Annotated in this window: 22 protein-coding genes; 17 read left to right on the forward strand and 5 right to left on the reverse strand. The window is 71.8% G+C overall.

Going from position 1 to position 24,890, the window contains the following annotated elements; all coding sequences use genetic code 11:
• Nucleotides 1-7: 7 nt before the first annotated feature.
• Nucleotides 8-1,099 (reverse strand): sugar phosphate isomerase/epimerase family protein, encoded by a 1,092-nt coding sequence (locus BJ971_RS26310; RefSeq protein WP_184995878.1) that lies wholly within the window; start codon nucleotides 1,097-1,099, stop codon nucleotides 8-10.
• A gap of 226 nt (nucleotides 1,100-1,325) precedes the next feature.
• Here BJ971_RS26310 and BJ971_RS26315 point away from each other — a divergent pair, with 226 nt between their 5' ends.
• The 7 genes from BJ971_RS26315 (at nucleotide 1,326) to BJ971_RS26345 (ending at nucleotide 9,230) form a co-directional block, all read left to right on the forward strand.
• Complete coding sequence (locus tag BJ971_RS26315; protein ID WP_184995879.1) at nucleotides 1,326-2,846, forward strand: ArnT family glycosyltransferase; 1,521 nt, start codon at nucleotides 1,326-1,328, stop codon at nucleotides 2,844-2,846.
• A 114-nt stretch (nucleotides 2,847-2,960) separates the two neighbouring features.
• Nucleotides 2,961-3,686, forward strand: a complete 726-nt coding sequence (locus BJ971_RS26320) for an ABC transporter ATP-binding protein (RefSeq protein ID WP_184995880.1) — start codon at nucleotides 2,961-2,963, stop codon at nucleotides 3,684-3,686.
• Complete coding sequence (locus tag BJ971_RS26325) at nucleotides 3,683-4,453, forward strand: ABC-2 transporter permease (RefSeq protein ID WP_184995881.1); 771 nt, start codon at nucleotides 3,683-3,685, stop codon at nucleotides 4,451-4,453. The genes BJ971_RS26320 and BJ971_RS26325 overlap by 4 nt, the downstream gene beginning before the upstream one ends.
• Nucleotides 4,454-4,562: 109 nt before the next feature.
• Entirely contained in the window at nucleotides 4,563-5,888 is a 1,326-nt protein-coding gene (locus tag BJ971_RS26330; RefSeq protein ID WP_184995882.1) for a sensor histidine kinase, read from the forward strand.
• Between the two features lie 14 nt (nucleotides 5,889-5,902).
• Nucleotides 5,903-6,544: a response regulator transcription factor gene (locus tag BJ971_RS26335; RefSeq protein ID WP_184995883.1), complete on the forward strand. Its 642-nt coding sequence runs from the start codon at nucleotides 5,903-5,905 to the stop codon at nucleotides 6,542-6,544.
• A 31-nt stretch (nucleotides 6,545-6,575) separates the two neighbouring features.
• On the forward strand, nucleotides 6,576-7,013 hold the full coding sequence (locus BJ971_RS26340; protein WP_184995884.1) for a tetratricopeptide repeat protein: 438 nt from the start codon (nucleotides 6,576-6,578) through the stop codon (nucleotides 7,011-7,013).
• A 99-nt stretch (nucleotides 7,014-7,112) separates the two neighbouring features.
• The gene (locus BJ971_RS26345) at nucleotides 7,113-9,230 is read left to right on the forward strand and encodes a CHAT domain-containing WD40 repeat protein (protein ID WP_184995885.1); all 2,118 of its coding nucleotides are present in this window, start codon (nucleotides 7,113-7,115) and stop codon (nucleotides 9,228-9,230) included.
• Here BJ971_RS26345 and BJ971_RS26350 read toward each other — a convergent pair.
• Together BJ971_RS26350 and BJ971_RS26355 are read right to left on the reverse strand one after the other, a co-directional pair.
• The gene (locus BJ971_RS26350) at nucleotides 9,217-10,080 is read right to left on the reverse strand and encodes a dioxygenase family protein (protein ID WP_184995886.1); all 864 of its coding nucleotides are present in this window, start codon (nucleotides 10,078-10,080) and stop codon (nucleotides 9,217-9,219) included. The genes BJ971_RS26345 and BJ971_RS26350 overlap by 14 nt on opposite strands.
• A gap of 9 nt (nucleotides 10,081-10,089) precedes the next feature.
• Nucleotides 10,090-10,527: a MarR family winged helix-turn-helix transcriptional regulator gene (locus tag BJ971_RS26355; RefSeq protein WP_184995887.1), complete on the reverse strand. Its 438-nt coding sequence runs from the start codon at nucleotides 10,525-10,527 to the stop codon at nucleotides 10,090-10,092.
• Between the two features lie 48 nt (nucleotides 10,528-10,575).
• Here BJ971_RS26355 and BJ971_RS26360 point away from each other — a divergent pair, with 48 nt between their 5' ends.
• From BJ971_RS26360 to BJ971_RS26375, 4 genes are all read left to right on the forward strand, one after another.
• Entirely contained in the window at nucleotides 10,576-11,682 is a 1,107-nt protein-coding gene (locus BJ971_RS26360) for a substrate-binding domain-containing protein (protein WP_184995888.1), read from the forward strand.
• Between the two features lie 53 nt (nucleotides 11,683-11,735).
• Nucleotides 11,736-13,127: an APC family permease gene (locus BJ971_RS26365; protein WP_184995889.1), complete on the forward strand. Its 1,392-nt coding sequence runs from the start codon at nucleotides 11,736-11,738 to the stop codon at nucleotides 13,125-13,127.
• Nucleotides 13,124-14,137, forward strand: coding sequence for an acetamidase/formamidase family protein (locus BJ971_RS26370; protein WP_203709100.1), 1,014 nt, complete (start codon nucleotides 13,124-13,126; stop codon nucleotides 14,135-14,137). Before BJ971_RS26365 ends, BJ971_RS26370 begins: the two co-directional genes overlap by 4 nt.
• 232 nt (nucleotides 14,138-14,369) lie before the next feature.
• Nucleotides 14,370-14,957 (forward strand): hypothetical protein, encoded by a 588-nt coding sequence (locus tag BJ971_RS26375; RefSeq protein WP_184995890.1) that lies wholly within the window; start codon nucleotides 14,370-14,372, stop codon nucleotides 14,955-14,957.
• Nucleotides 14,958-14,966: 9 nt separating this feature from the next.
• Here the strand turns inward: BJ971_RS26375 and BJ971_RS26380 are convergent, their stop codons facing one another.
• Nucleotides 14,967-15,335 (reverse strand): iron chaperone, encoded by a 369-nt coding sequence (locus tag BJ971_RS26380; protein ID WP_184995891.1) that lies wholly within the window; start codon nucleotides 15,333-15,335, stop codon nucleotides 14,967-14,969.
• A 90-nt stretch (nucleotides 15,336-15,425) separates the two neighbouring features.
• The gene (locus BJ971_RS26385) at nucleotides 15,426-17,639 is read right to left on the reverse strand and encodes a hypothetical protein (protein WP_184995892.1); all 2,214 of its coding nucleotides are present in this window, start codon (nucleotides 17,637-17,639) and stop codon (nucleotides 15,426-15,428) included.
• 171 nt (nucleotides 17,640-17,810) lie between these two features.
• Between BJ971_RS26385 and BJ971_RS26390 the strand changes: the two genes are divergently transcribed.
• From BJ971_RS26390 to BJ971_RS26415, 6 genes are all read left to right on the forward strand, one after another.
• Nucleotides 17,811-18,266, forward strand: a complete 456-nt coding sequence (locus tag BJ971_RS26390) for a hypothetical protein (RefSeq protein WP_184995893.1) — start codon at nucleotides 17,811-17,813, stop codon at nucleotides 18,264-18,266.
• A gap of 148 nt (nucleotides 18,267-18,414) precedes the next feature.
• A complete protein-coding gene (locus tag BJ971_RS26395; protein WP_184995894.1) occupies nucleotides 18,415-20,688 on the forward strand; it encodes a beta-glucosidase in 2,274 nt (757 codons plus the stop codon).
• A gap of 145 nt (nucleotides 20,689-20,833) precedes the next feature.
• Nucleotides 20,834-21,364, forward strand: a complete 531-nt coding sequence (locus tag BJ971_RS26400; protein ID WP_184995895.1) for a hypothetical protein — start codon at nucleotides 20,834-20,836, stop codon at nucleotides 21,362-21,364.
• Nucleotides 21,365-21,553: 189 nt separating this feature from the next.
• Nucleotides 21,554-22,681 carry a glycoside hydrolase family 12 protein gene (locus tag BJ971_RS26405; RefSeq protein ID WP_221478845.1) on the forward strand — a complete coding sequence of 376 codons (1,128 nt, stop codon included), beginning with the start codon at nucleotides 21,554-21,556 and terminating at the stop codon, nucleotides 22,679-22,681.
• Between the two features lie 162 nt (nucleotides 22,682-22,843).
• Entirely contained in the window at nucleotides 22,844-23,752 is a 909-nt protein-coding gene (locus BJ971_RS26410) for a YhjD/YihY/BrkB family envelope integrity protein (RefSeq protein WP_184995896.1), read from the forward strand.
• Nucleotides 23,691-24,881 (forward strand): GNAT family N-acetyltransferase, encoded by a 1,191-nt coding sequence (locus BJ971_RS26415; RefSeq protein ID WP_184995897.1) that lies wholly within the window; start codon nucleotides 23,691-23,693, stop codon nucleotides 24,879-24,881. The genes BJ971_RS26410 and BJ971_RS26415 overlap by 62 nt, the downstream gene beginning before the upstream one ends.
• Nucleotides 24,882-24,890: the final 9 nt, after the last annotated feature.

Here is a 24,890-nt window from a genome sequence, read left to right on the forward strand (position 1 = left end):
GCCTCTCTCAGCGGCGGTAGATGGTCAGCTCGGACATGTTCCGGTAGCTCAGCTCGGCGAAGCTCAGGGACTGGCCCGGGTTCGCCGCGCCGCCCGGGGCGGTGTCCTGCTCCCAGTTCGCGTGGTGATAGTTCTGCGCGCCGATCTCCTCGAAGAACTGCTGGAAGTTGAGGTCGCCCTCGCCGAGCGGCGTCATCACGTACCCGTTGGCCTGCGCGGCGGCCCGGTCGCCGTCCTTGGCGTGGAACAGCGGGAACCGTTCGGTGCGCGGCACCACGGTGAGGATCGGGTCGAACAGGTCGGTCCGGGAGTTGCCCCACTGGTCCACATAGGTCTGGTGCTTGAACCGCGCCACATAGGACCAGTAGATGTCCATCTCGAAGAAGACATACCGGGGGTCGGCCTTGGTGAAGAAGTACTCGAGCTTCCGGGTGCCGGTCGACCGGGTGGGCCGGCCGGCGGCGTCCAGCGGGCCGGCGTCGAGCAGGAACCCGTACGCGGCGTCGTGGTTGTGGGTGTAGAGCTTGAGACCCCGCTTGCGGGCCGTGCGGCCCAGCTCGTTCCAGAGGTCGGCCGCGGCGTCCCAGTCCGGCCGGTACGCGCTGCCGGTCGGGTCCGAGCCGGTGCCGATATGCCTCATCCCCAGCGTCTCGGCGATGTCGAGCTGCTGCTCGAAGGTCGCCGCGTTGATCTGGGTGTGCGTGCCGTTGGCGACCAGCCCGTTGTCGTCAAGGATCTTCCGGATCTCGGCGGGCGTGATCTGCCGGCCCAGGATGGAGGCGTGCTGGTTGTAGCCGGCGAACTCGATCTCCTTGTAGCCGATCTCGGCGAGCCGGGCGAGTACCCGCTCGAAGCCGTAGGGCACCCCGGAGTCGTCGGGCGCCGCGCCGATCCGGTCGCGGACGCTGAACAGGATGATGCCCCGGTTCCGGGCGGGTACGAGCGGCTCGGCGCGCAGCCGGCCGCGGCTGATCGCCGGGGATCCGGTCTGGAGGACCGGGAAGCCGGCGGCGCCCAGCGCCGCGGCGGCGCCGGCCGACGCGGCGAGCAGGCGGCGGCGGGTGAGTGCGTTCCTGGTCGTTCGATGCGGCTCGGGCATGACTTCTCCACCTTCCAACGGCGGCCCGCGGTGGGTCGCTGCCGGGTTACGTCATAGGGAAAAGTGCCGGCGTTGCCGAAGGCGCCGGCGCGTGAGGGCGCCGATTCACGCGTGTTACGAACTGATGACACACCGTATCGCTGGTACCGAACGAAAGATAGTCCACATCAGAATTAACTTTCCTCAGCAAAGACAAAAGTCCACGAATCGCTGTTACAGTGCCCCCGTGAGCAGCGGCAGTCCGCAGTGGACCGACGACCCTGCCCGCCCGCCGATCGCCTGGCTGCCGCTCGGCGCCGTCGCGTCGGCCACCGCGGTACTACTGGTGATCTTCAGCGGCCGGTACGGCTACCACCGCGACGAGCTCTACTACGTCGTGGCCGGCCGCCACCTCGCCTGGGGCTACGACGACCAGCCGCCGCTGGTGCCCGCGCTGGCCCGGCTGACCGACGTCCTGTCGGGCGGCTCGCTCGTCGCGCTGCGGTCGCCGACCGCGCTGGCCGTGGCGGCCACCGTGCTGCTGGTCGGGCTGCTCACCCGGGAACTGGGCGGCGACCGGTGGGCGCAGCTGCTCGCCGCCACCCTCTGGGCCACCTCGGGCGTCGTCCTCGTCTCCGGTCACCTGCTGAGCACGACACCGTTCGACATCCTGTGCTGGGCGGCGATCGCGCTGCTGGTGACCCGCTGGGTCCGTACCCGCGACGACCGGCTGCTGCCGGCCCTCGGGCCGGTGGTCGGCCTGGGGCTGCTCGCCAAGAACCTGCCGCTGCTGTTCGTCGCGGCCCTGGCCGGCGCGATCCTGATCAGCGGCCCGCGCGAGCTGCTGCGCCGGCCGGCGCTGTGGATCGCCGCCGCGGTGGCCGCCGCGATCTGGGCGCCGAACCTCTGGTGGCAGGCGACCCACGATTGGCCGCAGCTCACGATGGCCGGCGTCATCCGGGAGGACGCGGACTTCGGCGGGCGGATCGGGCTCGTTCCGGCCCAGTTCCTGATCATGAGCCCGCCGCTCGCCCTCATCTGGGTACCCGGCCTGTGGCGGCTGCTGCGCAACCCGCAGGCCCGGCCGTACCGCTTCCTCGGTCTGGCGTTCCTGCTGGTGCTCGGCCTGGTGCTGGTGACCGGCGGCCGGGAGTACTACCCGGCCGGCGCCTTCCCGGCGCTGATGGCGGCCGGGGCGATCGCCGCCGTCGGCTGGGCGCGGCGAGCGTCCTTCGGGCTGCGCCGGGCGCTGCTTGTCGCCTTGGTCGCCGTCAACGCCGTGACGACCGTCGCGATCGCGCTGCCCGTCTACCCGGTCCGCTGGTACCCGGACACCATCCAGGCGGCGATCAACGACGACGCCGGGGAGACCATCGGCTGGCCGGAGCTGGTCGACACGGTCGCCGGGGTCTACTCGTCGCTGCCCCTCTCCGAGCGGGCGACGACGGTGATCATCACGCAGAACTACGGCGAGGCCGGCGCGATCGACAGGTACGGGCCGGCGTTCGAGCTGCCGGCGCCGTACAGCGGGCACCTGAACTTCTGGCGGTGGGGACCGCCGCCGGACACCGCCACCGGGCCGGCGATCTTCGTCGGCGGCTGGACCGCCGAGTCGCTGGCGCCGTACTGCGGGTCGGCGAGCGTCGCCGCCCGCGTCGACAACGCCTACGGCGTCGACAACGAGGAGCAGGGTACGCCGATCTGGCTCTGCCGCGATCTCCGCGGACCGTGGTCCCAGCAGTGGGTGCGGCTACGCAGATTCGGCTGATCCCGGCTCAGGGTTTACCCGTCGATCCGCGCCGCGAGGGGGTGGAAAACCCCCAGGCGGAGTCGGATGGTTCCCGGCTTACCGGCGACGGCGGCGCTGCCTAGCGTCGTCTGTGTGATCGAACTACGTGAGCTGACCAAACGCTACGGCGGCCGGGCCGCCGTCGACGGGCTGAGCGTCCGGGTGCAGCCGGGTGCGGTGACCGGCTTCCTCGGCCCGAACGGATCCGGCAAGTCGACGACGATGCGGATGATCCTCGGCCTGGACGCACCGGACCACGGCGAGGCGCTGATCGACGGCGTCCGGTATTCGGATCTGCACTGGCCGTTGAGGACGGTCGGCATGCTTCTCGACGCCGGGGCGTTCCATCCCGGCCGCAGCGCCCGCGCGCACCTGACCGCGCTGGCCGCGAGCAACGACATCCCCGGTTCCCGGGTCGAGCAGGTGCTGCGCGTCGTCGGCCTGTCCGAGGCGGCGACGCGGCGCGCCGGCACGTATTCGCTCGGCATGCGCCAGCGGCTCGGCGTCGCCGTCGCCCTGCTCGGCGACCCCGGCGTCCTGCTGCTCGACGAGCCGGTCAACGGACTCGACCCGGAGGGCATCCGGTGGATCCGGGACCTGCTGCGCGGGCTCGCCGCCGAGGGCCGGACGGTGTTCGTGTCCAGCCACCTGATCGCCGAGATGGCCCTGACCGCCGACCGGCTGGTGGTCATCGGCCGCGGCCGGCTGCTGGCCGAGACGACCGTCGCCGAACTCGCCGCCGGCGACGACAGCCTGGAGGACGCGTTCTTCCGGCTCACCTCGCGGGAGACCGACTATCGCGGAATGGGAGCGTCATGAACGGGTACGGATTCCGGCACGCGGCCCGGATGGAACGGATCAAGCTGGGCAGCCTCCGGTCGACCTGGTGGCTGGCGATCGCGGCGGTGGCGGCGATGGCCGCGACCGGGGCCGGGGTCGGGCTCGGCTACCGGTCGCACACCCCGGTCGCCACCGCCGCCCAGATCCTGAACAACAGCCTCGGCGGCGCCATCCTGGCCCAGCTGCTCCTCGGCGCGCTCGGCGTCCTCGCGGTGACCGGCGAATACGGCAGCGGGATGATCCGCTCGACGTTCGCCGCCGTACCGCGGCGCCGGACCGTCCTGCTGGCGAAGGCCGCCGTGTGCGGCGGCGCGGCACTCGCCGTCGGCCTGGTCGCGAGCCTCGCCGCCTACCTCGGCGGGCAGCTCGCGATCCGCGGCACCGCCATCCCGGCCGCGCACCTCGGTGATCCGGCCATCCTGCGCGCGGTCGTGCTGACCGGCGTATATCTGGGCGCCACCGCGCTGATCGGGGTCGGCATCGGGACGATCGTGCGGCACTCGGGCGCCGCGATCGGCACGCTGTTCGCGCTGACGTTCGTCCCGATGATCGTGGTCGGCCTGTTCGGCGAGAGCGGGATCCAGGTCGGCCGGTTCGTCCCGCTGCTGATGCTGCTCAACTCGATCGCGGTGACCGCGCCCATACCCGGGCTGTTCTCCGGCTGGATCAGCGCGCTGCTGATGTGCGGGTACGCGGCGGTAGTGATCCTCTTCGGCGGCGTGCTGCTCCGCCATCGCGACGCGTGACCAGTGAGCCTTTTTCAACGTGGCCAGGGCGGCAGCTCCCGGCAGCGGTCAACGGCTCGGATACCTCTGGCCCGAGGCCAGGTTGAAAATGCTCATAGACAATGGGGCGATGATCGCGCTGCGCGCACCGTTCACCACCTCGGCCCTGCGCCAGGCGGTGTTCTGTGTCGCCGGCGTGGCCGGCGCGGCCGCGGTCCTGGCCGTCCCGGCGATCATCCCGGCCCTGGGCGTCCTCATCCTCTGGGCGACCGGAGCCCTGTCCCGCGAGCCCGCACCGGCCGTCGCGCCGCTGTTCCTGGTCCTGTTCCCGCTCACCGTCGCGCTCCTGGTCGTGCTGGCCGCCCCGGCCGGGCGCGCGCTGGGAGCCGCCCAGCGCCGCCTCGCGGACCGGCTGCTCGGCGTGCGCGTCGACGCCCCGCCGCCCCGGCCGTCGAGGCGGATCGGCGCCGTGGTCTCCGACGGGCCGGGCTGGCGCGCCCTCGGGTACGGCCTGCTCAAGGTGCCGCTGGCCATCCCCGAGGGCTACGGCGCGTTCTGCTACGTGTTCGGCCTGGTCAACCTCACCTACCCGGTGTGGTGGCCGCTGTTCCGCAACCACCCGCCCGGCACGCGCCTCGATCCGGTGCTGGCGCTGACCCCGTTCGGCACCATCGGCGCGCGGACGTTCGCCGGAACGTTGCTCATCGCCGCGGCCGGCCTCGCCATGCTGCTCGTCGCGCCGTGGTTGATGCGGGCCGGCACGGCCCTGGACCTGGCCGCGATGCGGCGGCTGCTCGGCCCGCGCCGGCTCGCCGAGCGGGTACGCGAACTCCAGATCACCCGGGCCCGCGCGATCGACGACGCGGCCACGATGATGCGCCGGCTGGAGCGGGACCTGCACGACGGCGCGCAGATCCGGCTGGCCACCCTGGCAATGAACCTCGGCATGGCGATCGAGAAGCTCGGCGCCGACGGCCCGCCACCCGACCTCGCACAGGCCCGCGAGCTGGTCGCGCTCGCGCACCGCGGCGCGAAGGACGCCCTCGCCGACCTGCGCGACCTGGTGCGCGGCATCCACCCGCCGGTCCTCGACAACGGCATCGGCGACGCGCTGGCGACGCTCGCGACGGGCAGCGCCATCCCCGTCGCGGTCGACGTCGAACTGCCCGACCGCCCGGCGCCCGCGATCGAGACCATCGCATACTTCTGCGCCGCCGAACTGCTCGCGAACGCCGCCAAGCACAGCCGGGCGACCCGGATCGGGCTCGGCGTGGTCCGATCCGGCGAGCACCTGAGGCTGACCGCCGACGACGACGGCGTCGGCGGGGCGGACCCGGACGGTCCCGGCCTGTCCGGCCTGGCCCGCCGCATCGCCGTCGTGGACGGCCGGATGCGGGTGCACAGCCCGGCCGGCGGACCGACCCGGGTCGAGATCGACCTGCCGACACACGCGTGAACGGAGGCGACGGAATGCGGGTGGTGATCGCGGAGGACGCCGCGATGATGCGCGAGGGGCTGGTCCGGCTGCTCACCGACCGCGGTTTCGAGGTGTGCGCGGCGGTGGCCGACGCGGAGGAGTTGCGCGCCGCGGTCGCCGCCGCCGCACCGGACGTGGCCGTCATCGACATCCGGATGCCACCGACGCACACCGACGAGGGGCTGCGCGCCGCGATCGACATCCGGCGCGACCACCCCGGCGTCGGCGTGCTGGTGTTCTCGCAGTACGTGGAGACCCGCTACGCGACCCGCCTGCTCGCCGACCGCCCGGCCGGCGTCGGATACCTGCTCAAGGACCGAGTCGCCGACGTCGCCGACTTCGTGGACGCGCTGACCCGGGTGGCGTCCGGCGGCACCGCGCTGGATCCGGAGGTGGTCGGCCACCTCCTGCGGGCCGGGCAGGACACGGCCGGAGTGGCGTCGCTGACCCCGCGGGAGCGCGAGGTGCTCTCGCTGATGGCCGAGGGGCGCTCCAACGCCGGGATCGCGGCGGCGCTGGTCATCACCCCTGGGGTCGTGGAGAAGCACGTGGCGAACATCTTCGCGAAGCTCGGCCTGCCGCCCTCGGACAGCGACAACCGCCGCGTCCTCGCCGTCCTGCGGCACATCGGTTGAGCCGGCTGGGGGTGATCACTACTGTGCCCGTGTGGAGATCACCGAAGACCTCGTGGCCCAGGCCGAGGAGCTGGTCCTGTCCGGGCAGTACGCGCGGGGCCGGGCCCTGCTCGACGACCATCTCGGCGCGCATCCGGACGACGCCCGGGCCTGGCACCGGCTGGCGGGCGCGCTCGTCGGCCTGGGCCGGTCACGGGACGCGGTGAGCGCGGCCGACCGGTCAATCTCTCTGAATCCGGACGATCCGGTCGCGTACCGGATGCGGGCCATCGCGCGGCTCACCCTGAAGGACCGGGCGCGGCCGCACGGCGACGCCCGGCCGGCGGCGGCCCGCGATCGCGGCGATGCCGAGACGCTGGCGCTGCTGACCTGGGGCGTCCTCATGACCGACCGGGTGCCCGACGCCAGGCACCACGCCCGGGCGCCCCGGAGGCGGTTCCACGGGCTGTTCGGCGGGCGCCGGCCGTAGCTCCGACGGCGCTCGCTCCTCTGTCGTAGTGGCGACCACATGGTCGCCGGCGGCGTCCGAGCCCATACTGTCGGGCATCGAGTGGAGCGGATGCGGCGGATGAGTGTCTTCGAGTTGAGCGTCGACCGTGCGGCCGGGTCCGGGTCGTACGGCGTGCAGGTGGTGCGTTCGCCGGCGGGCGAGGCCGCGGCGGACTTCGACGTGGACGTCGAGGCGCTGCTCGCCCAGCGCGAACCGATACAGGCCGCGTTGCTGGCGTCGTCGGCGGCGACCCGCGGCCGGCTGACCTCGGTGGAGAAGCCGGTACGGGACCTGGGTACCGAGCTGTTCGCGGCGCTGTTCTCCTCGCCCGGCGTGGCCGGTCGCTACCAGGCCAGCCTGGCCATGGCCCGGGACCGCGGCGAGGCGCTGCGGGTGGTGTTGCGGGTCAACCCGCCGGAGCTGGCGGCGTTGCCGTGGGAGGCGATGTTCGACGCCGAGGCCGGCGGATACCTGTGCCGCAGCGAGCCGCTCGTGCGGCGGGTGCCGGTTCCCGGCGCGCTGACCCCGCTGTCGGTGACCGCGCCGCTGCGGATTCTGGGCATCGTCTCGGCGCCGCGCGGGCTCGCCGCCCTCGACGTCGACCGGGAACGTGAGCAGCTCGAGGCGGCGCTGCGTGCGCCGATCGGCGCCGGCACGGTGGAGCTCACCTGGGCACCGGCCGCGACCTGGGAGGCGATTCAGGAGCTCCTGCTCACCGAGCGGTGGCACGTCGTGCACTTCATCGGGCACGGCGACTTCGACGTCGACGACGCCGAGGGCATCCTCGCCCTGGTCGGGCACGACGGGCGGGTGAACCGCGTCTCGGCCGGCAGCTTCGCCGACCTGCTGCGCGAGGCCCGGCCGACGCCCCGGCTCGTCGTGCTGAACTCGTGCGCCTCGGCCACGTCCGGCGCTCATGATCTGTTCTCCGGCACCGCGGCCAGCCTCGTACGCAGCGGGATCCGCGCGGTGGCGGCCATGCAGTTCGCCGTCACCGACCGCGCGGCGATCGCGTTCTCCCGCGCCTTCTACATCGCCCTCGCACACGGCCGCGGCGTCGACGAGGCCGTGCACAGCGGCCGGGTCGGTATCCTCGGCACCGCCGGGCACACCCTCGAATGGCTCACCCCCGTGCTGTACCTACGGGGCGACAACGCACACCTGTTCTCCATCACCGCTCCCCTTTCCGCCCCCGCCCCCGCCCCCGCCCTGGACGAGCCGGTAGCCCGGGAGGAACCGGATCCCGCCGGTCCCCCACCAGGGCATTGCCTGAGGACCATCCAGGGAGCACCCGCCGGATGGTGGAAGCGGAACCTCGTGCTCGGTGGCGCTTCGGTGCCGTTCGGCCCGGACGGGCGCGTGCTCGCCACCGCCAACGGCGACAAGACCCTCCAGCTGTGGGACCCGGCCACCGGCCGGCGCGCCGGGCATCCCCTCACCGGCCACACCGGCCGGGTGTGGTCGGCGGCGTTCAGCCCGGACGGGCGCCTGCTCGCCAGCGGCAGCGCCGACACGACCGTCCGGCTCTGGGACCCGGCCACCGGCCAGCCCATCGGCCAGCCCCTGACCGGCCACACCGACTGGGTGCGATCGGTGGCGTTCAGCCCGGACGGGCGGCTCCTCGCCAGCGGCAGCGACGACAAGACCATCCGGCTCTGGGACCCGGACACCGGCCAACTCATCGGTGTACCCCTCACCGGCCATACCGGCCGGGTGGCGCCGGCCGCGTTCAGCCCGGACGGGCGCCTGCTCGCCAGCGGCGGCGCCGACCGGACCGTGCGGCTGTGGGATCCGGCAACCGGCCAAGCCATCGGCCTGCCGCTCACCGGCCACACCGACTGGGTGCGATCGATAGCCTTCAGCCCCGACGGGCGGCTGCTCGCCAGCGGGAGCGACGACAAGACAATCCGGCTCTGGGACCCGGACACCGGCCTACCCGCCGGCCAGCCCCTCACCGGCCACACCGACTGGGTGTGGTCGGTGGCGTTCAGCCCGGACGGGCGCGTCCTTGCCAGCGCCGGCAACGACAAGACAGTCCGGCTCTGGGACCCGGCCACCGGCCTACCCGCCGGCCCGAACCTCACCGGCCACGTCTACCCGGTGCGGTCGTTGGCATTCAGCCCCGACGGACAGTTGCTCGCCAGCCTCGACGTCGCACACACGATACGGATCTGGGCACCGGTCACGCCCCGGTAGCGGGGGCCAGGACGATGTCGAACGTGGCGTGGGTGAAGGGTGCGTCTACGCCGAAGCCGGCGGCGGCGGCCGGGTCGTGCGACTCGGTGAAGTCGACGATGAGGCCCCGCTTGACGGCGAAGACGGCGTCGGATTCGAGATAGGGGCTGCCGCCGACGAACGCGTGCGTGGTGACCCGCCGGTGGCCGTCGGCGCCGGCGATGAAGTGGATGTGCGCCGGCCGGTACGGATGCCGGCCGGTGGCGGTGAGCAGGTCGCCGACCGGGCCGTCCGTGGGGATCGGATAGTGCGACGGGATCACGGTACGGAACCAGTACGTGCCGTCCGGTCCGGTGTGGAACAGGCCGCGGCCGTTGCCCGGTGGCTGCACGCCGGGCTGTTGTACGTCGTAGAAGCCGTCCTCGGAGCACTGCCAGACGTCGAGCTCGGCGCCGGCGAGCGGCGTGCCGTCGACGCTCGTCACCCGGCCGGAGACGACGCAGGGGCGGCCGGTGCCGAGCAGGTCGATGGTGTCGCCCAGCTCGCGGCGCGGCGAGGCGGTCATGTGGAACGGGCCGAGCACGGTGCTCTCGGTGCCCTGCTCGGCGCCGTTGAGCGTCTCCACCAGCATGGAGACGCCCAGGACGTCGGAGAGCAGGACGAACTCCTGGCGGGTGTCGTCGCACTGCCTGCCGACCGCGGTGAGGAAGCCGATCGCGGCCTCCCACTCCGCCATCGTCGGCTCGATGTCGCGGACGAAGTCGTGCAGGTGCCGGCTCAGGCTCTCCAGCACCTCGCGCAGCCGGGGATCCGGGGCGCCCTGGAAGCTCTCGATGACGGCGGCGGTCGCGGTCTCGACGGTGAAATCCATGGCGGGCTCCTAGGGTCGCGCCCCGCAGGCGGCGGCCAGCGCCTCCAGTTCGCGCATCAGCCGCTCGGTGCGATCGGCGCCGAACGCGGCGGCCACCTCGTTGTGGTGCTCGGCGGCCCGGCGGTCCAGCCGGGCGACCAGGTCGCGGCCGAGGTCGGAGAGGTAGACGGCGACCCGCCGGCGGTCGGTCGTGTCCTGGCGGCGGTAGATCACCGCGTTGTCGACCAGGCGGTCTACGGCCTTGGTGAGGGTGGGGTGCGGCATGAGCACGGCCTCGGCCAGGTCGGTCATCGAGTGGCCGCGGCCGTCGGAGAGCGCCCGCAGGATGCGCCACTGCTCGACGCTGACGCCCTCGACGGCCAGCCCCGCCGCGAGCTGCCGGTTGATCTGGCGTTCGACCTCGCTGAGCAGGTACGACAGGTGTGCGCGCAGTCCGGTCTCGGCCAACTCCGGTGCCCCCTTTTTCGTACGCCTGCAAGCGAAGATACTCGGCGCATGCCCGACGACGTCGTTCTCGTCACCGATCCGCTGGAGGCCCGGCTGCTCGCTCCCGACCCGGGCGAGGCCGTGCGGATCGGCATCGTGGTGCCGACCTCCGGGACCCTCGGGCTGCTCGCGCCGTCGGCGCTGAACTGCGCCGTGCTCGCCGCCGCCGAGCTGAACGCCGCCGGCGGCATCCTCGGCCGTCCGGTGGAGTTGACGCTCGTCGACGGCGGGCGCCCGCCGGCCGAGGTGGCGACGGAGGTGGCCGGGCTGGTCCGGGCGAACGCCGTCGCCGCCGTGGTGGGCACGCACGCGAGCGACGTGCGGGTGGCGCTGATGGGCGTGCTGGGCGGCCGGGTCCCGTACGTCTTCACCCCGCCGTACGAGGGCGGCGAGCGTACCCCCGGCGTCTTTCTGTTGGGCGAGACGCCGCAGCGGCAGCTGCGGCCGGCGCTGGACCGGCTGCTGGCCGGGCGGGCCCGGCGGTGGCTCCTGCTGGGCAACGACTACGTGTGGCCGCGCCGGGTGCACGCGGTGGCCCGCCGCCGGCTGATCCGGGCCGGCGCCACCGTCGTGGGTGAACGGTATGTGCCGCGCGGCGGCGCGGACGCGGCGGCGCTGGTGGCCGACGTGGTCGCCGCCCGGGTCGACGCGGTGCTGCTCACCCTGGTCGGCAGCGACCTGGTGGAGTTCAACCGGCTGTTCGCCGGGTCCGCGGCCGCCGGCCGGGTGGCCCGGGTGTGCGCGGCGCTGGAGGAGAACGGCCTGCTGGGCGCGGGCGGCGACGCCACCGGCGAGCTCTACGCGGCGATGGGCTACTTCGCCGCGCTGTCGACCGACGCGGCGCTGGCCTTCTCGCAGCGTTACACCGGGCGGTTCGGCATGGACGCCCCGGTGCTCAACGGGCACGGCCAGGGCGCGTACGACGGGGTGCGTCTGCTGGCCGCGCTGGCCGGGCGGGCCGGCCACCTGGCCGCGCCGGCCCTCGACGCCGTTGCCGAGGGCACCTCGGTGGACGGCGGCCGCGGCCGGTTCGTGCTGCGTGATCGGCACGCCGTGCAGCCGGTCTACCTGGCCCGCGCCGACGGCCTCGATTTCCAGGTCATCGACAGGAACTAAATCCTTCCGTTGGAAACCTTTTCTGTTTCAAGCTTTTGGATTAGCGTCCGACCATGGAACAGCCGCAACAGGGAATCGAGCGGTACGGCTACCGCCAGGAGCTCAGCCGCTCGCTCACCTTCACCGACCTGCTGATCTACGGGCTCATCTTCATGGTGCCGATCGCGCCGTTCGGCATCTTCGGCAGCGTGTACGCCGGCTCCGGCGGCATGGTCGCGCTGGCGTACGTGATCGGCATGGTCGCGATGGTGTTCACGGCCCTCTCGTACGCACAGATGGTCAAGGCGTTCCCGATGGCGGGCTCGGTGTACAGCTACGCCGGCCGCGGCATCGCGCCGCCGGTCGGCTTCCTCGCCGGCTGGGTGATCCTGCTCGACTACGTCCTGGTGCCGGGCCTGCTCTACCTGGTCGCCAGCGTGGCCATGCACTCGCTCGTGCCGGGCGTGCCGGTCTGGCTGTGGCTCGTCGCCTTCGTCGTGCTCAACACGGTGGTCAACTACTTCGGCATCCAGATGACCGCGCGGGTCAACAAGATAATGCTGATCGCCGAGCTGATCGTGCTGGCGATCTTCCTGGTGATCGGCATCGGCGCGCTGGCCTCCGGCAAGGGCGCGGGCTTCTCGTTCAGCCCGCTGTTCAACGCCGACACGTTCTCCTGGTCGGTGGTGTTCGGCGCGGTGTCCATCGCGGTGCTGTCGTTCCTGGGCTTCGACGGCATCTCGATGCTGGCCGAGGAGAGCCGGGAGGACGCCCGGCAGATCGGCCGGGCCATGGTCGCCGCGCTGCTGCTGGCCGGCGTCCTGTTCATCGTGCAGACCTGGGTGGCGGCGCTGCTCGTACCGGATGCGCCCGGGCTGCTTGCCAACGGCGACCCGGAGGGCACCGCGTTCTACGACGCCGCCCGCGCCGCGGGCGGCGGCTGGCTGGCGAACCTGACCGCGCTGGCCACCGCGATCGCCTGGGGCTTCGCCAACTCGCTGGTGGCGCAGGCCGCCACCAGCCGGCTGCTCTACGCGATGGCCCGCGACCGGCAGATGCCGCGGTTCCTGGCCCGGATCAACGAGCGGCACAAGGTGCCGGCCAACGCCACCCTGCTGGTCGCCGTCGTCTCCCTGGCACTCGGCCTCTACATGGCGAGCCGCGACGACGGCATCTCGCTGCTGTCCACCCTGGTGAACTTCGGCGCGATGACCGCCTTCCTGGCGCTGCACGTCGCCGTGGTGGTCCACTACGTGGTGCGCCAGGGCAGCCGGGACTGGCTGCGGCACCTGATCGGCCCGGCGATCGGCTTCCTGATCCTGCTCTACGTGGTGATCAACGCGGACATCGCCGCGCAGATGCTCGGCTTCCTGTGGCTGGGCATCGGGGTGATCGTCCTGATCGTCTTCTACCTCACCGGCCGCCGCCCCGAGCTGGCCGGCCTCGCCGAAGGGACCAAGCCGTGACCGAGGTGATCGGCTACCGCCCCACCGCGGACGAGCTGTCGTACACGTTCGGCGGCCGCGAGCCGGTGCGCCGGGTCAAGCCCGGCACCATCCTCGAGCTGTACACCGAGGACTGCTTCGGCGGCCGGGTCCGCACCGTCGACGACCTGCCGTCGCAGGTGTGCGAGTTCCCCTACCTCAACCCGGTCACCGGCCCGTTCCACATCGAGGGCGCCGAGCCGGGCGACACCCTCGCGGTGCACTTCGCCGAGATCGTGCCGGCCCGCGACTGGGCGGTCTCCTCGACGTTCCCGCACTTCGGGGCGCTGACCACCACGCACACCACGGCGATGCTGCACCCGCCGCTCGACGAGGTGGTCTGGCGCTACGACGTCGACGTCCCCGCGGGCCTCGTGCGCTACCACGCCCGGCGCGGCGACTTCAGCATGGAGCTCCCCCTGGACCCCATGCACGGTACGGCGGGAGTCGCGCCCGCCGCGTTCGAGAGCCGGATGACCATCGTCCCGGACGCGCACGGCGGCAACATGGACACCCCGGAGCTGCGGGCCGGCGTGACCGCGTACTTCGGGGTGAACGTGCCGGGCGCGCTGTTCGCCCTCGGCGACGGGCACTGCCGCCAGGGCGAGGGCGAGGTCTGCGGCACCGCCGTCGAGTCCGCGATGAACACCGTGCTCATCGTCGACGTGATCAAGGGCGCGGCCACCCCGACCCCGCGCTTCGAGACCGACGAGGCGCTGATGTCGGCGGGTTCGGCCCGGCCGCTGGAGGACGCGTACCGGATGAGCCAGCACGACCTGGTGACCTGGGCGGCGGACCTGACCGGTCTGGACGTCCTCGACGCGTATCAGCTGATCAGCCAGGCGGGCGAGGCCCCGGTGGGCAACGTCTGCGACCCCAACTACACGATGCTGGCCAAGGTCCCCAAGCGCTACCTGGGCGTGGCGCCGGCCTACGAGGGCGTCCACAGCCGCCTGCGCACAGTGGCTCAGAACCACCTATCGTCCCGGTGACCCCTCAGACCTGACCCAGGTCGATCTCGATGTAGAAGGGCACGGTCAGTTTCACGGCGCCGGTGAAGGTCTCGGTGTCGCGGTAGCTTGCTCCGCCGTGACCATCTCAACAGCCATGCGCACCTCCCGGAATGTGATCGGCTCCGGCGACAAGCAGCCCCCATGCACGTGCGTCGATTGTCGCAAATTGCGCCTCCGGTACTGTGTACCTTCCTCGCATCGAAGGAAGTGCATGCGCAGCTTTGTCTCGCGGCCGTTGGCCGCACCGTTGGCCACACTGCTCGGCGGCGCTCTCGTGCTCGGTGGCTGCTCGGCGTCCGACCCGGCACCCCCTGCGCCGGTCACCAAGCCCAGCGCGTCGGCGGCGCCGGCGGTCCGGTTGGCGACCCCGGCCAAGATCAACGGGCTGCCGCGGACGGAGGAGGCCAAGCGGCTCAAGGGTCCGGAGAGCATGACCGAGTCGTTCAAGCGGAGCGTGCTTCGGCCGACCGACTCGGTGGCCGCGGTGTACCTGAATCCGAAGGACCTCTCCGAAATGGTCGAGGTGAGCGCCGCGGCCGGCCAGGTGGCCACGCCCGACGTGGCGCTGCGGCTGCTCACCCAGAACCTGGCGGTTCAGCTGGAGGATGTGCGCCCGATCGACCTCGGCGTGGCGGGAGCGGTCGGAAGGTGTGGGGTCGACCGGGCGAACCGGCCCCTGGTGATCACGATGTGTCATTGGGCCGAGCCGGGAAGCGTCGGCTCGATCAACATCTGGTCGTCGAAGGACCGGCGCGACGACTTCGCCGACATCCGGGCGTTGATCCGGCCCCCGGCCTGAGGCCGTGGGCTAAGCGCGCCGGGGTCGCTCGAGAGCGGCGTCGATCTCGGCGCGCCGGCGGGTCACGAGCGCCTCGTACGCCGCGTCGGGCAGGTGCCGCTCGTCGGTGAACCTGATGCCGCCCTTGGTGGAGTCGAAGCCCTCCAGCTCGGCCACCACGCCGGCGACGACGTCGGCGCTGAACGGGAACACCGAGTAGCCCTGCTTCGTCGACACGACGCTGATCAGCGGCCGGCCGCGGTAGCGCAGCGCCGCCATCCCGTAGCCCTTGCCCTCCTCCGCCTCCGGCACGACGGCCATCGCCCGCACCCGGTACCGCTCGAGCACCGTACGGGCGGGCTCGTCGCGGCCGGCGATGTAGTCGGTCACCTCACCCATGCCGACATCGTGACACCCGCGCCACCGGATCGGCCCGCACGACACAGCGGCGGCACCGGGAACGGTGCCGCCGCTGCGCGTACAGGTGCTCTAGCTGACGAAGGTGCGCCGCCGGCGGCGGCGTCCCCACCAGGCCAGGGCCGTGCCCGCGATGATCAGGGCGAGCGCGGCGGAGACCAGCGCCGGCACCGGAACGCTGTCGCCGGTGATCGGCAGGCCGCCGGCCTGGCCGCCGCCGCTCGCGCCGTCGGCCGGTGGCTTGGCGGTGTCGCCGGTCGTCGGCTTGGCCTTGGTGTTGCCGCCGAGCAGCAGCAGTTCGTCGCTCTCCGCGTCGTCGGTCATCGTCTGCACCGACGTCCTCGTGCTACGCGGCAGGTACTGGTGCTTCGCCGTGAACTGCTGCTTCGACACGTTCTGCTTGGGCGACTTGGAGAAGTCGACGCCGCCCATCGTGTAGACGTAGACCTGCCCGCCGGCCTCCCACTCGAACTTGTAGTCGCCGTCGCGGAACGACTTGAGGTACCGCTGCCAGGTCTCGTTGAAGTCCCACTTCTCGCCGCGGATCGGCCACTTCGACGCGTCGTCGCTGTTGATGATCTTGCGGTAGTCGGTGGCCTTCTTCGCGTCCTGTAGCCGGATCCACTCGGCCGCCACCCGGGAGGTATATACGCGGCGCAGGTCGGCGTACGCGGGGTCCTCAGCGATCTTCTTCTCGACCGCCGGAACGATCAGCTTCTCGACGACCTTCTGGTTGTGCTCGATCTGCGCCTTGGTGGGCTCGCACGGGTCGCCGGGAAGGTCGAAGTCGACCTCCTGCGGCACAGAGTTGACCTTGAGCGGGGCGTCCAGGATGTAGATGCCGCCGTCCTGCTCGCGCACCTGCGCGGGCTTCGGCTCGATCCAGTTGCGGATGCCGTGCAGGCAGGGCAGCCCGTCCTTCAGCTGGTTCTCGTCCCAGAACTTCTTTCCGAGGTCGGTCTTCGGGTTCATGAACGCGGCGAAGTCGTGCTTCATCTGCAGGTCGGCCTCGAGCAGCACCCGTCCGGCGTCGGTCTTGCCGAACTTGGCGTCCATCACCCGCTGCGGCTCGTCCGGGTTGAGGTTCACCCAGAACTTCTCCGGGGTCAGCGACAGCCAGGTGAAGAACGAGTCGGAGATCAGCTGGGCCTTCTCCTGGCCGCCGAAGCCGGGCTTGGTGTCCGGGTCGGGCATCTTCTCGGCGGTGAACGAGTAGTCCAGGCCCTCGCCCTTGACCGGGGCGCCGACGAAACGCAGCTCGAGGGTGGAGAAGTCGACGCCGCCGGGTCCGCGCAGGCGCTGGCCGGTCGGGTCGCCCTGCCGGATGCGCTCGATCTGCTGGCGCATGCTCTCCGGGGTCGGCTTCGACTGGTTGAGCATGTCGTTGAGGCCGCCGCGCGAGCCGGAGTTCGCCTGCGGGTTCGGGTTCAGCGTCGGGTCGAACTTGGTGTGCGGGCCGGGCGTGAACCGCACGACCGGGGTGGAGCGGTGCTGGTAGACGGTGACCCGGGACCTGCCGTCCGGGTGCGACCCGGCCTCGGCGCGCAGCTCGCCCAGCTTGACGTTGGTGCGGGCCTCCGGCTCCTGGCCGTAGACGTAGCGCAGCGAGTAGTCCTTGAACCGCGTGTCCTTGAGCACCTGGCGGTCGTTCGGGAGCTGCTTGTCGACGATCCCGCCGCCCGACTTGATCTCGACGAACTCCTTGGTCTTCTGGTTGACCGCGTCGTACCGGCGGATGACCTTGCCGTCCGCGTCCTTGACCTCGACCTCGCAGAGCCAGTCCGGGCCGACCAGGTTCAGGTCCTGCACGACCTTCTTGTGGAAGGCCTCGCCGCGCGTGCGGCGGGCGGCGTTGTCGATGTACGCGTCGTTGAGCCAGTCCTGGAACGTGCCCTTGTAAGGGTTCGCGCTGGTCTGCCGGTTGTTGTAGCTGGCGTAGACCTTGCGCGGGTCGCCCTCTTTCCACTTCTTCGAGTCGGTGCCGGACTCCTCGAGTTGCTCGGCCGTCGGCGCCGCCAGCCCGTCCATCGACTGCCGCTGGTTCGTGTAGTCGTACGTGTCCCACGCCGACTTGATCCGGCTGGCGTCACCGCCCGGCAGCGTCCCCGGTTTCGACGGGTTGCCGGTCAGCTTGAACTTGGCGTCGCAGCGCTTGCCGGTCAGCGTGACCGGCGCCGCCGCCGCGGCGACCGGCAGGGCGCCGGCGGCCAGCACCACGGCGCAGACGGCCGCGACCATGCCGCGGAAGAGCAGGTGTGCGCGGAGCCGGGCTCTGGGGTAGCTCATGTGGATCCCCGTCCAGGGAGGAAACGCCGGGTGCCTCCCCGTTTGTAGTCGTCTGGTCCCCCGGCGCCGTGTGGCACCATATGGAACGGAACCGTATCGGCGCGACCCGATACGGCCTGATCGACCGGTATGGATATCTTTTCGTTACCAAGCGCTGAGTGGAGATAGGACATGAGCGACTGGGCCGACAACCCGCGGCTGAACACGTGGCTGGCGGCCCAGCAGGCGGCCTTCCCGGCCTGGTCCCGCGAGACCAGGCAGGACTGGGACTTCACCGTGGACTCGCTGGATCGCCTGGAGCGGCTCCTGCGTGAGCGGTTCGCCGGCCGGGCCGAGCTGGTCGCGGCCGAGGAGTCCGGCCGGCCCGAGGTCCTGGTGCCGGGGTGGTACCTCGGCGAGGTGCTCAACCGCAACTACGGCACCGCCTGGCACCGCAACCCGGTCGAGCCCACCCACCCCGATCAGCCGAAGACCCCGTTCGTCCAGCTGCCGGAGGAGCCCGGAGCCGAGTACGAGGACGAGGACGACATCCCGCCGGTCTGCAACCCGTTCACCGAGATCCGCGGCCTGTTCGTCCGCGGCCCGGACGACCACCTGCGGGACGCCGTCATCCGATACGAGCGGTAGGCCGGGAGGCCGCCGCCGAAGGTGCATTCCGTGCTATCACCGGTGCACCACGGCCTAGCGACAGGCATCGACGGAATCCAAGGATGTGGTCCATGGCGGACGAACGCTCCGCCGCCGGCCGGACCATTCCCTTCCCGGAGGCCGCACCGTGTCGCACACCGCCCGCCGCCGCATCGCGCTGTCCGTCGCCGCGCTCGCCCTGCTCACCCCCGCCGTCCAGGTGGCCGCCGCGCCGGGCGCGGCCGCGGACGACGACTGCGCCACCGTGCCGTGGATGAACCGGCACGCCTCGCCCGGGCAGCGCGCCCGCGCCCTGCTCGCCGCCTCGTCGCTGGATCAGAAGCTGCGCTGGCTCGACGAGCACTCGGCGAACGACCCGGCCCGGACCACGTTCACCACCGCGCGCCCCCGCGAGATCCCCGCGGACCAGTTCACCCCGGTCACCTTCACGATGCCGCCGCAGGTGCCGTGCACCCCGACGATCCAGTACACCGACGCGCCGTCGGTCATCGCGGGCGCGGGCCCGGGCGTCACCGTCTACCCGGCGAACGTGTCGCTGTCGTCGTCCTGGGACACCGCGCTCGCGTACGACAAGGGCGTCGCCATGGGTCACGAGGCGTGGCGCAAGCAGCGCAACGTGCTGCTGGGGCCGGGGATCGCCGCCGGCCGGGACCCGCGCAGCGGGCGGACCTCCGAGTACCTCGGCGAGGACCCGGTGCTGTCCGGCCTGATGGCCGCGGCGTACACCCGCGGCGTCGGCGCCGACGGCGGCGAGCCGGTGCAGTCACAGCTCAAGCACTTCGTCGCCAACGAGCAGGAGACCGACCGCGCCAACAGCTCGTCCAACGTGGACGGCCGGACGCTGCGCGAGATCTACACCCTGCCGTACGAGATCGCCATCGACCGTGGCGACGTCGGCTCGGTCATGTGCTCGTTCAACCAGGTCGACCACGACTGGGCCTGCGGCAGCGAGCTGCTGCTGGCCCGGATCCTCAAGCGGGAGATCGGCTTCGACGGCTGGGTGGTCACCGACTTCGGCGCCCGGCACTACCTGAGCGACGACCCACCCTCGCTGGGGGCCGGCCTGGACCAGGAGCTGAACGCGTGGCGGTACTGGACGCCGATGGCGATCAAGGAGCTGATCGGGCAGGGCCGCCTGCGCGTAGCGGACGTGGACGGTGCCGCGTACCGGATCGTGCGCGCACACCTCGCCGCCGGGCTCTTCGACGTGCCGCGGATCGCCGCACCGGACGCCGACGTCTCCACCCCGAACAGCGAGGCGCTGGCACGCCGCCTGGCCGAGCGGGGCTCCGTGCTGCTGAAGAACACCGGCGTGCTGCCCCTGTCCGGCGCCGCCCGGACGATCGCGGTGATCGGGTCCACCGCGGCGAACACGCCGGCGACGGGCGACATCGACGCGTCAAGCGTCTGCCTGCACACCGCGCCGAGCGTCCCCTGCACCGCGGTGGCGCCGCTGGACAGCATCACCGCGCGCGCCGCCGCGACCGGCGGCACCGTCACGTACGCCGACGGCAGCGACCCGGCCGCCGCGGCGGCCCTCGCGGCCGCCGCCGACGTGGCGGTCGTCTTCGGCTACTACCGGGAGGGCGAGTTCGCCGACCGGCCGAACATCTCGCTGGACGGCGACGGAGACGCCCTGATCAGCGCGGTGGCGGCGGCCAACCCCGCCACGGTGGTCGTGCTGGAGACCGGCGGCCCGGTGGTCATGCCCTGGATCGACTCGGTCCCGGCCGTCCTGGAGGTCTGGTACGCCGGTGAGCAGGCCGGCCCGGCCGTCGCGGCGCTGCTGTGGGGCGACACCGCGCCCACCGGCAAGCTCACCCACACGTTCCCCCGCTCCGAGGCCGACCTGCCGACCGCCGGCGACCCCGAGCGGTACCCCGGCACGTTCTCCGACGGGTCGATCGTCCGGCCGCCCGGCAGCGACGAGCCGCGCCAGGTCGAGTACAAGGAGGGGCTGCGGGTCGGCTACCGGTGGTACGCGGCGCGGGACGTCGAGCCGCTGTTCCCGTTCGGTCACGGCCTGACCTACACGAGCTTCCGGTACGACCGGCTGCGGGTCGCGCCGCCGGCCGCGAAGGGTGGCGACCTGCGGATCCGCTTCCGGCTGACGAACACCGGCAAGCGGACCGGCACGGAGACGGCGCAGGCGTACGTCGAGCTGCCCCGCCCGGCCGGCGAGCCGTCGAAGCGGCTGCTCGCCTGGCGCAATGTCACGCTGGACCCCGGGCGGTCGCGCGCCGTCGACATCGTCGTTCCCGCGGCCGACCTCGCCGACCTGCACCTGTTGCAGTACTGGAACGCCCGGACCGGCCGCTGGACCACCGCCGACGGCACCTACCGCGTCACCGTCGGCGGCTCCTTCGACACCTCACTGACCGGCCGGTTCACTATCCGCTGACGGGCCTGCCCGGCCAGTCAATTCCTAATTGGAGAGACGTTCCGGTCCTTTGTGGATGGATGGAGAACCGAGGCGCCTGACCGGCAGGTCGCGCTGCACCGCATGGTGGATGACAGAGTCCGAACGGTCCATTCATCATCACCGCATGAAGAGAATCTTGCGCAGGACCGGCGTCGTGGCGGTCATCGCGGCGGCGCTGGCGATCCTGGCACCGTCGGCTGCCTACGCCTGGTCCGACCTCCCCAACAACAGTGCGCTGCGCCAGCCGTACGACGGGAACGCGGAGGGCACCGACGTCGTACCCATGTACAACTCCAGCCACCAGCAGATCGGCACCTATCAGCTGAAGGTCAACTACTGGTACGGCGAGTACGCCGGCACGTTGTACAACGTCGAGGTGACCATCTGCGTCAAGGACACCCTCGCCAACGGGCGCGGCGTGGTCGCCCGCGTCCTGCTGAAGTGGGGCACGAACGAGAGCAAGGAAGTCGGCAAGTTCAGGGACAAGTCGGGGTGTTACGGCGCGGTGTACAAGAGCGCCGAGGGAGCCGTCTGGGCCGTCGACGTCGACCACGGCGAGATCTGGTCCGGCGTGCCCTACCAGTACACCGGCACCTACAACCGTTACACCTCGGCGGTCGGCGCCGGCCCGTACTGGCCGGTCTTCACCACCTGACCGAGCGGGAAGCACCCACGCCGGCGGCGACAGCGCGATGCTGTCGCCGCCGGCGCAATCATTGCTCAACCGGCCACAGAGACTTAACATCTGCGCAATACCGCATAGACACTCATCGACGTTGCGAACCCACCGTCGAAGCGCTTCGACGAATCCCAGTGCGGTGCCATCTCTCGAGATTGGAAGCAGATGAGAAGGCCAAAGATCGCGCTCTCCGTGGCCGCCGCGGTAGCCGTCACGGCGGGAGTGGGCGTCGTCACCGCCCTCCCCGCGTCCGCCGCCGCCGGCTGCCGCGTCGCCTACGCGGTGAGCAGCACGTGGCCGGGCGGGTTCGGCGCCAACGTCACGATCACCAACCTGGGCGACGCGCTCACCTCCTGGTCGCTGGTCTGGTCCTATTCGGCCGGACAGACGGTCACCCAGGCGTGGAACACCGCACTGACCCAGAGCGGCTCGACGGTCACCGCCCGCAACGCCGGCTACAACGGCTCGGTCGCCACCAACGGAACCGTGTCGTTCGGCTTCAACGGCTCGTGGACCGGCAGCAACCCGGTGCCCACCGCGTTCACCCTGAACGGGACCGCCTGCACCGGCGCCACGACGCCGACCACCGCACCGACCACCGCGCCGACCACGGCGCCGACGACGCCCCCGCCGACGAGTGGCGTGCCGTCGGACGCCGTCTGGGTCGGCTCGGGCCAGTGGGACAACTGGACCACCAACGGCTACACGATCTACAACAACATCTGGGGCTCGGGCGCCGGCCCGCAGACGACCTGGGCGCGGTCCGCGAGCAACTGGGGCGTGGTGGCCAACCACCCGCGCACCAGCGGCATCAAGTCCTACCCGAACGTGAGCTACACCCTCAACCGCTCGCTGAGCTCGCTGAGCTCGCTCAACAGCTCGTACAACGTGACGGTGCCGGCCAGCGGCGACTACGTGACGGCGTACGACATCTGGGCCAACAACAACGCGTACGAGATCATGATCTGGGCCAACAAGCAGGGCGCGGTCGGTCCGATCGCGGAGCAGTACGACGCGAACGGCGCGGTTCCGACCGCCTCGAACGTCAGCGTCGGCGGCGCCACCTGGAACATCTACCGCGGCTCCAACGGCGCCAACGCGGTCTTCTCGTTCGTCCGCACCTCGAACAGCAGCTCCGGCACGCTGAACGTGCTCGCGATGCTGAACTGGCTGCGCACCAACAACTGGTGGGGTGACGTGACCCTGGGCCAGTTCCAGCTCGGCTACGAGATCTCCGGCACCGCCGGCCAGTCCTCCTTCACCACCAACAGCTACAGCCTCAGCTTCGGCTGACCACACCACCCGGCGGGCCCGCGGCACCTCGGCGCCACGGGCCCGTCACTCCTCCGGCGCGCCGGTACCCGCTGTCTTGTCTGCGCAGGTCAGGGACTTGTTCGGTCAGCCCGGCCGAACACACAGACCAATGATCGACGCTTTTCTGGGTACAGGAAGACGGTGTGGGTTTGGAAAAGGGTGTTCCGGCCGCTGCGCGGGCGTGACGTGGCGCTGCGCGCGGCCGCGGTCACGTTCTACGGCGGCATCGCGGTGGTGCCGATCGCGCTGCTGGCGATCTGGGTGGCCGGGTGGGTCGCGGGCGCCGACCGGGTGCGGCGGCTGACCGGGCACACCATCGCGTCGCTGCCATCCGACATCGGCGCGCCGCGCGCGCTCGCCGCCCTGATCGACGCGGGGCTGCACCTGACCCCGCTGTTCGCACTGGCCAGCCTCCTGCCGGCCACGCTCTACGGCGAAGGGCTGCGGCGGGCATTCGTCTCGCTGCGCGAGCCGCAGGGCCAGGACACCGCGGTGGGCTGGAAGGGCCGGCTGCTCGGGCTGCCGCTGCTCGCGGCGGCGCCGGCGTTGCTCCTGGCGATGTTTCTCGCGCTTCCCGCGACGAGTTCCCTATGGGTACGCGGCGGGTGGTACACGGTGCTCGCGGTCGTACTGTCCTTTCTTGCCTGCTGGCTACTGCTGACCCCGGTCGTGATCTGGATCTACCGCTACATCGCGCCGGGCCGTCCGGCCTGGACGGCGACCGTGCTGATCGGCTCGTTCACGGCCGCGAACCTGGCGGGGTTCCTGCACGGCTTCGTGCTGTTCTGCTCGCTGCCGCTGAACCTGGGCGCCCCGTTCGGCGGCTTCGATCAGATCGGAGGCATGATCGCAATCGGCCTGTGGCTCTACCTGCTCCACCTGATCCTGTTGGCCGGCTACGCCGCGACCTGGAGCAATCACTCGGCCCGGCGTCCCGGCCACTCGAAATCGCGTGAGGCCGGGCGGGACCGCTGGCATGATGGCCCGAGTGACGTACGAGGTGCGGCCGCTCGGGCCGGAGGATCATCAGCTGGCGTGGGACCTCGGTAGTCTCGCGTTCGGGTACCACGGGCAGGCCAAGCCGGAGGGCTGGAACCCCGACTCACCCGGCCGGCGTTCGCTCGGCGTCTTCGACCCGGCCGGGCAGTTGGTCGCCAAGGCGGTGGACCGCGAGCAGAGCCAGTGGTTCGGCGGCCGGAGAGTACCGGCCAGCGGCGTCGCCGGCGTCGCGGCCACCGCCGAGCTGCGCGGGCGCGGCCTGGGCCGGCTGGTGCTGACCCGGCTGTTGCAGGGCGCCCGGGAACGGGGCGCGGTGATCAGCACCCTGTTCGACACCACCCCGGCGCCGTACCGGGCGCTGGGCTGGGAGGAGGTCGGCGCGCTCGTCTACCACGCGGTGCCGACCCGGGTGCTCGCCGAGATCCGTCTCGACCCCAAGACCGCGTTGCGACCGGCGACCGTGGCCGACATCTCCGCCGTGCACGAGATCTACCGCGAGGTGGCGCGGGCCGGCACCGGCATGATGGAGCGTTCCGGGCCCGCGTTCGGGGCAACGCCAACCGAGCTGCTTGCCGATTACCACGGTTTCACCGTCGCCGTCGACGACACCGGCGCCGTCGTCGGGTACGCCCGCTGGAATCGCGGTCCCGGCTACGACGCGACCGGCAAGCTCACCGTCGACGACCTGATCGGACTGACGCCCGAGGCGACGCGCACCCTGCTGGCGATGCTCGGCGGCTGGGCCAGCGTCGCGCCGACCACGCTGATCCGGCTGGTCGCCGCCGACCCGGTCTGGTCGCTGCTGGCGCGCGGCGACGCCCGGCCCGAGTCCGCACAGCCGTGGATGCTGCGCGTCGTCGACGCACCCGGCGCGGTCGCCGCCCGCGGCTGGCCGCGGCACCTGACGGCCGAGGTCGACCTGGAGCTCACCGACGACGTCTGCCCGTGGCACCAGGGCCGCCACCGGCTGGTGCTCTCCGGCGGGGACGCCCGGCTGGAGCCGGGCGGCGCGGGCACCGTCCGGCTGACACCGCGGGGCCTGGCCTCCTGGTACGCGGGCGCGGCGACGCCGGAGCAGCTTCGCCGCAGCGGTTTCCTGACCGGCGGGGACGCCGGCACCGACGAGGCGCTGCGCGCGGCGACCGCCGGCCCGGCGCCGACGCTGCACGACTACTTCTGAGCCGGATCG

The sequence above is a fragment of the Amorphoplanes digitatis genome, from assembly GCF_014205335.1.
Lineage (GTDB): Bacteria > Actinomycetota > Actinomycetes > Mycobacteriales > Micromonosporaceae > Actinoplanes > Actinoplanes digitatus.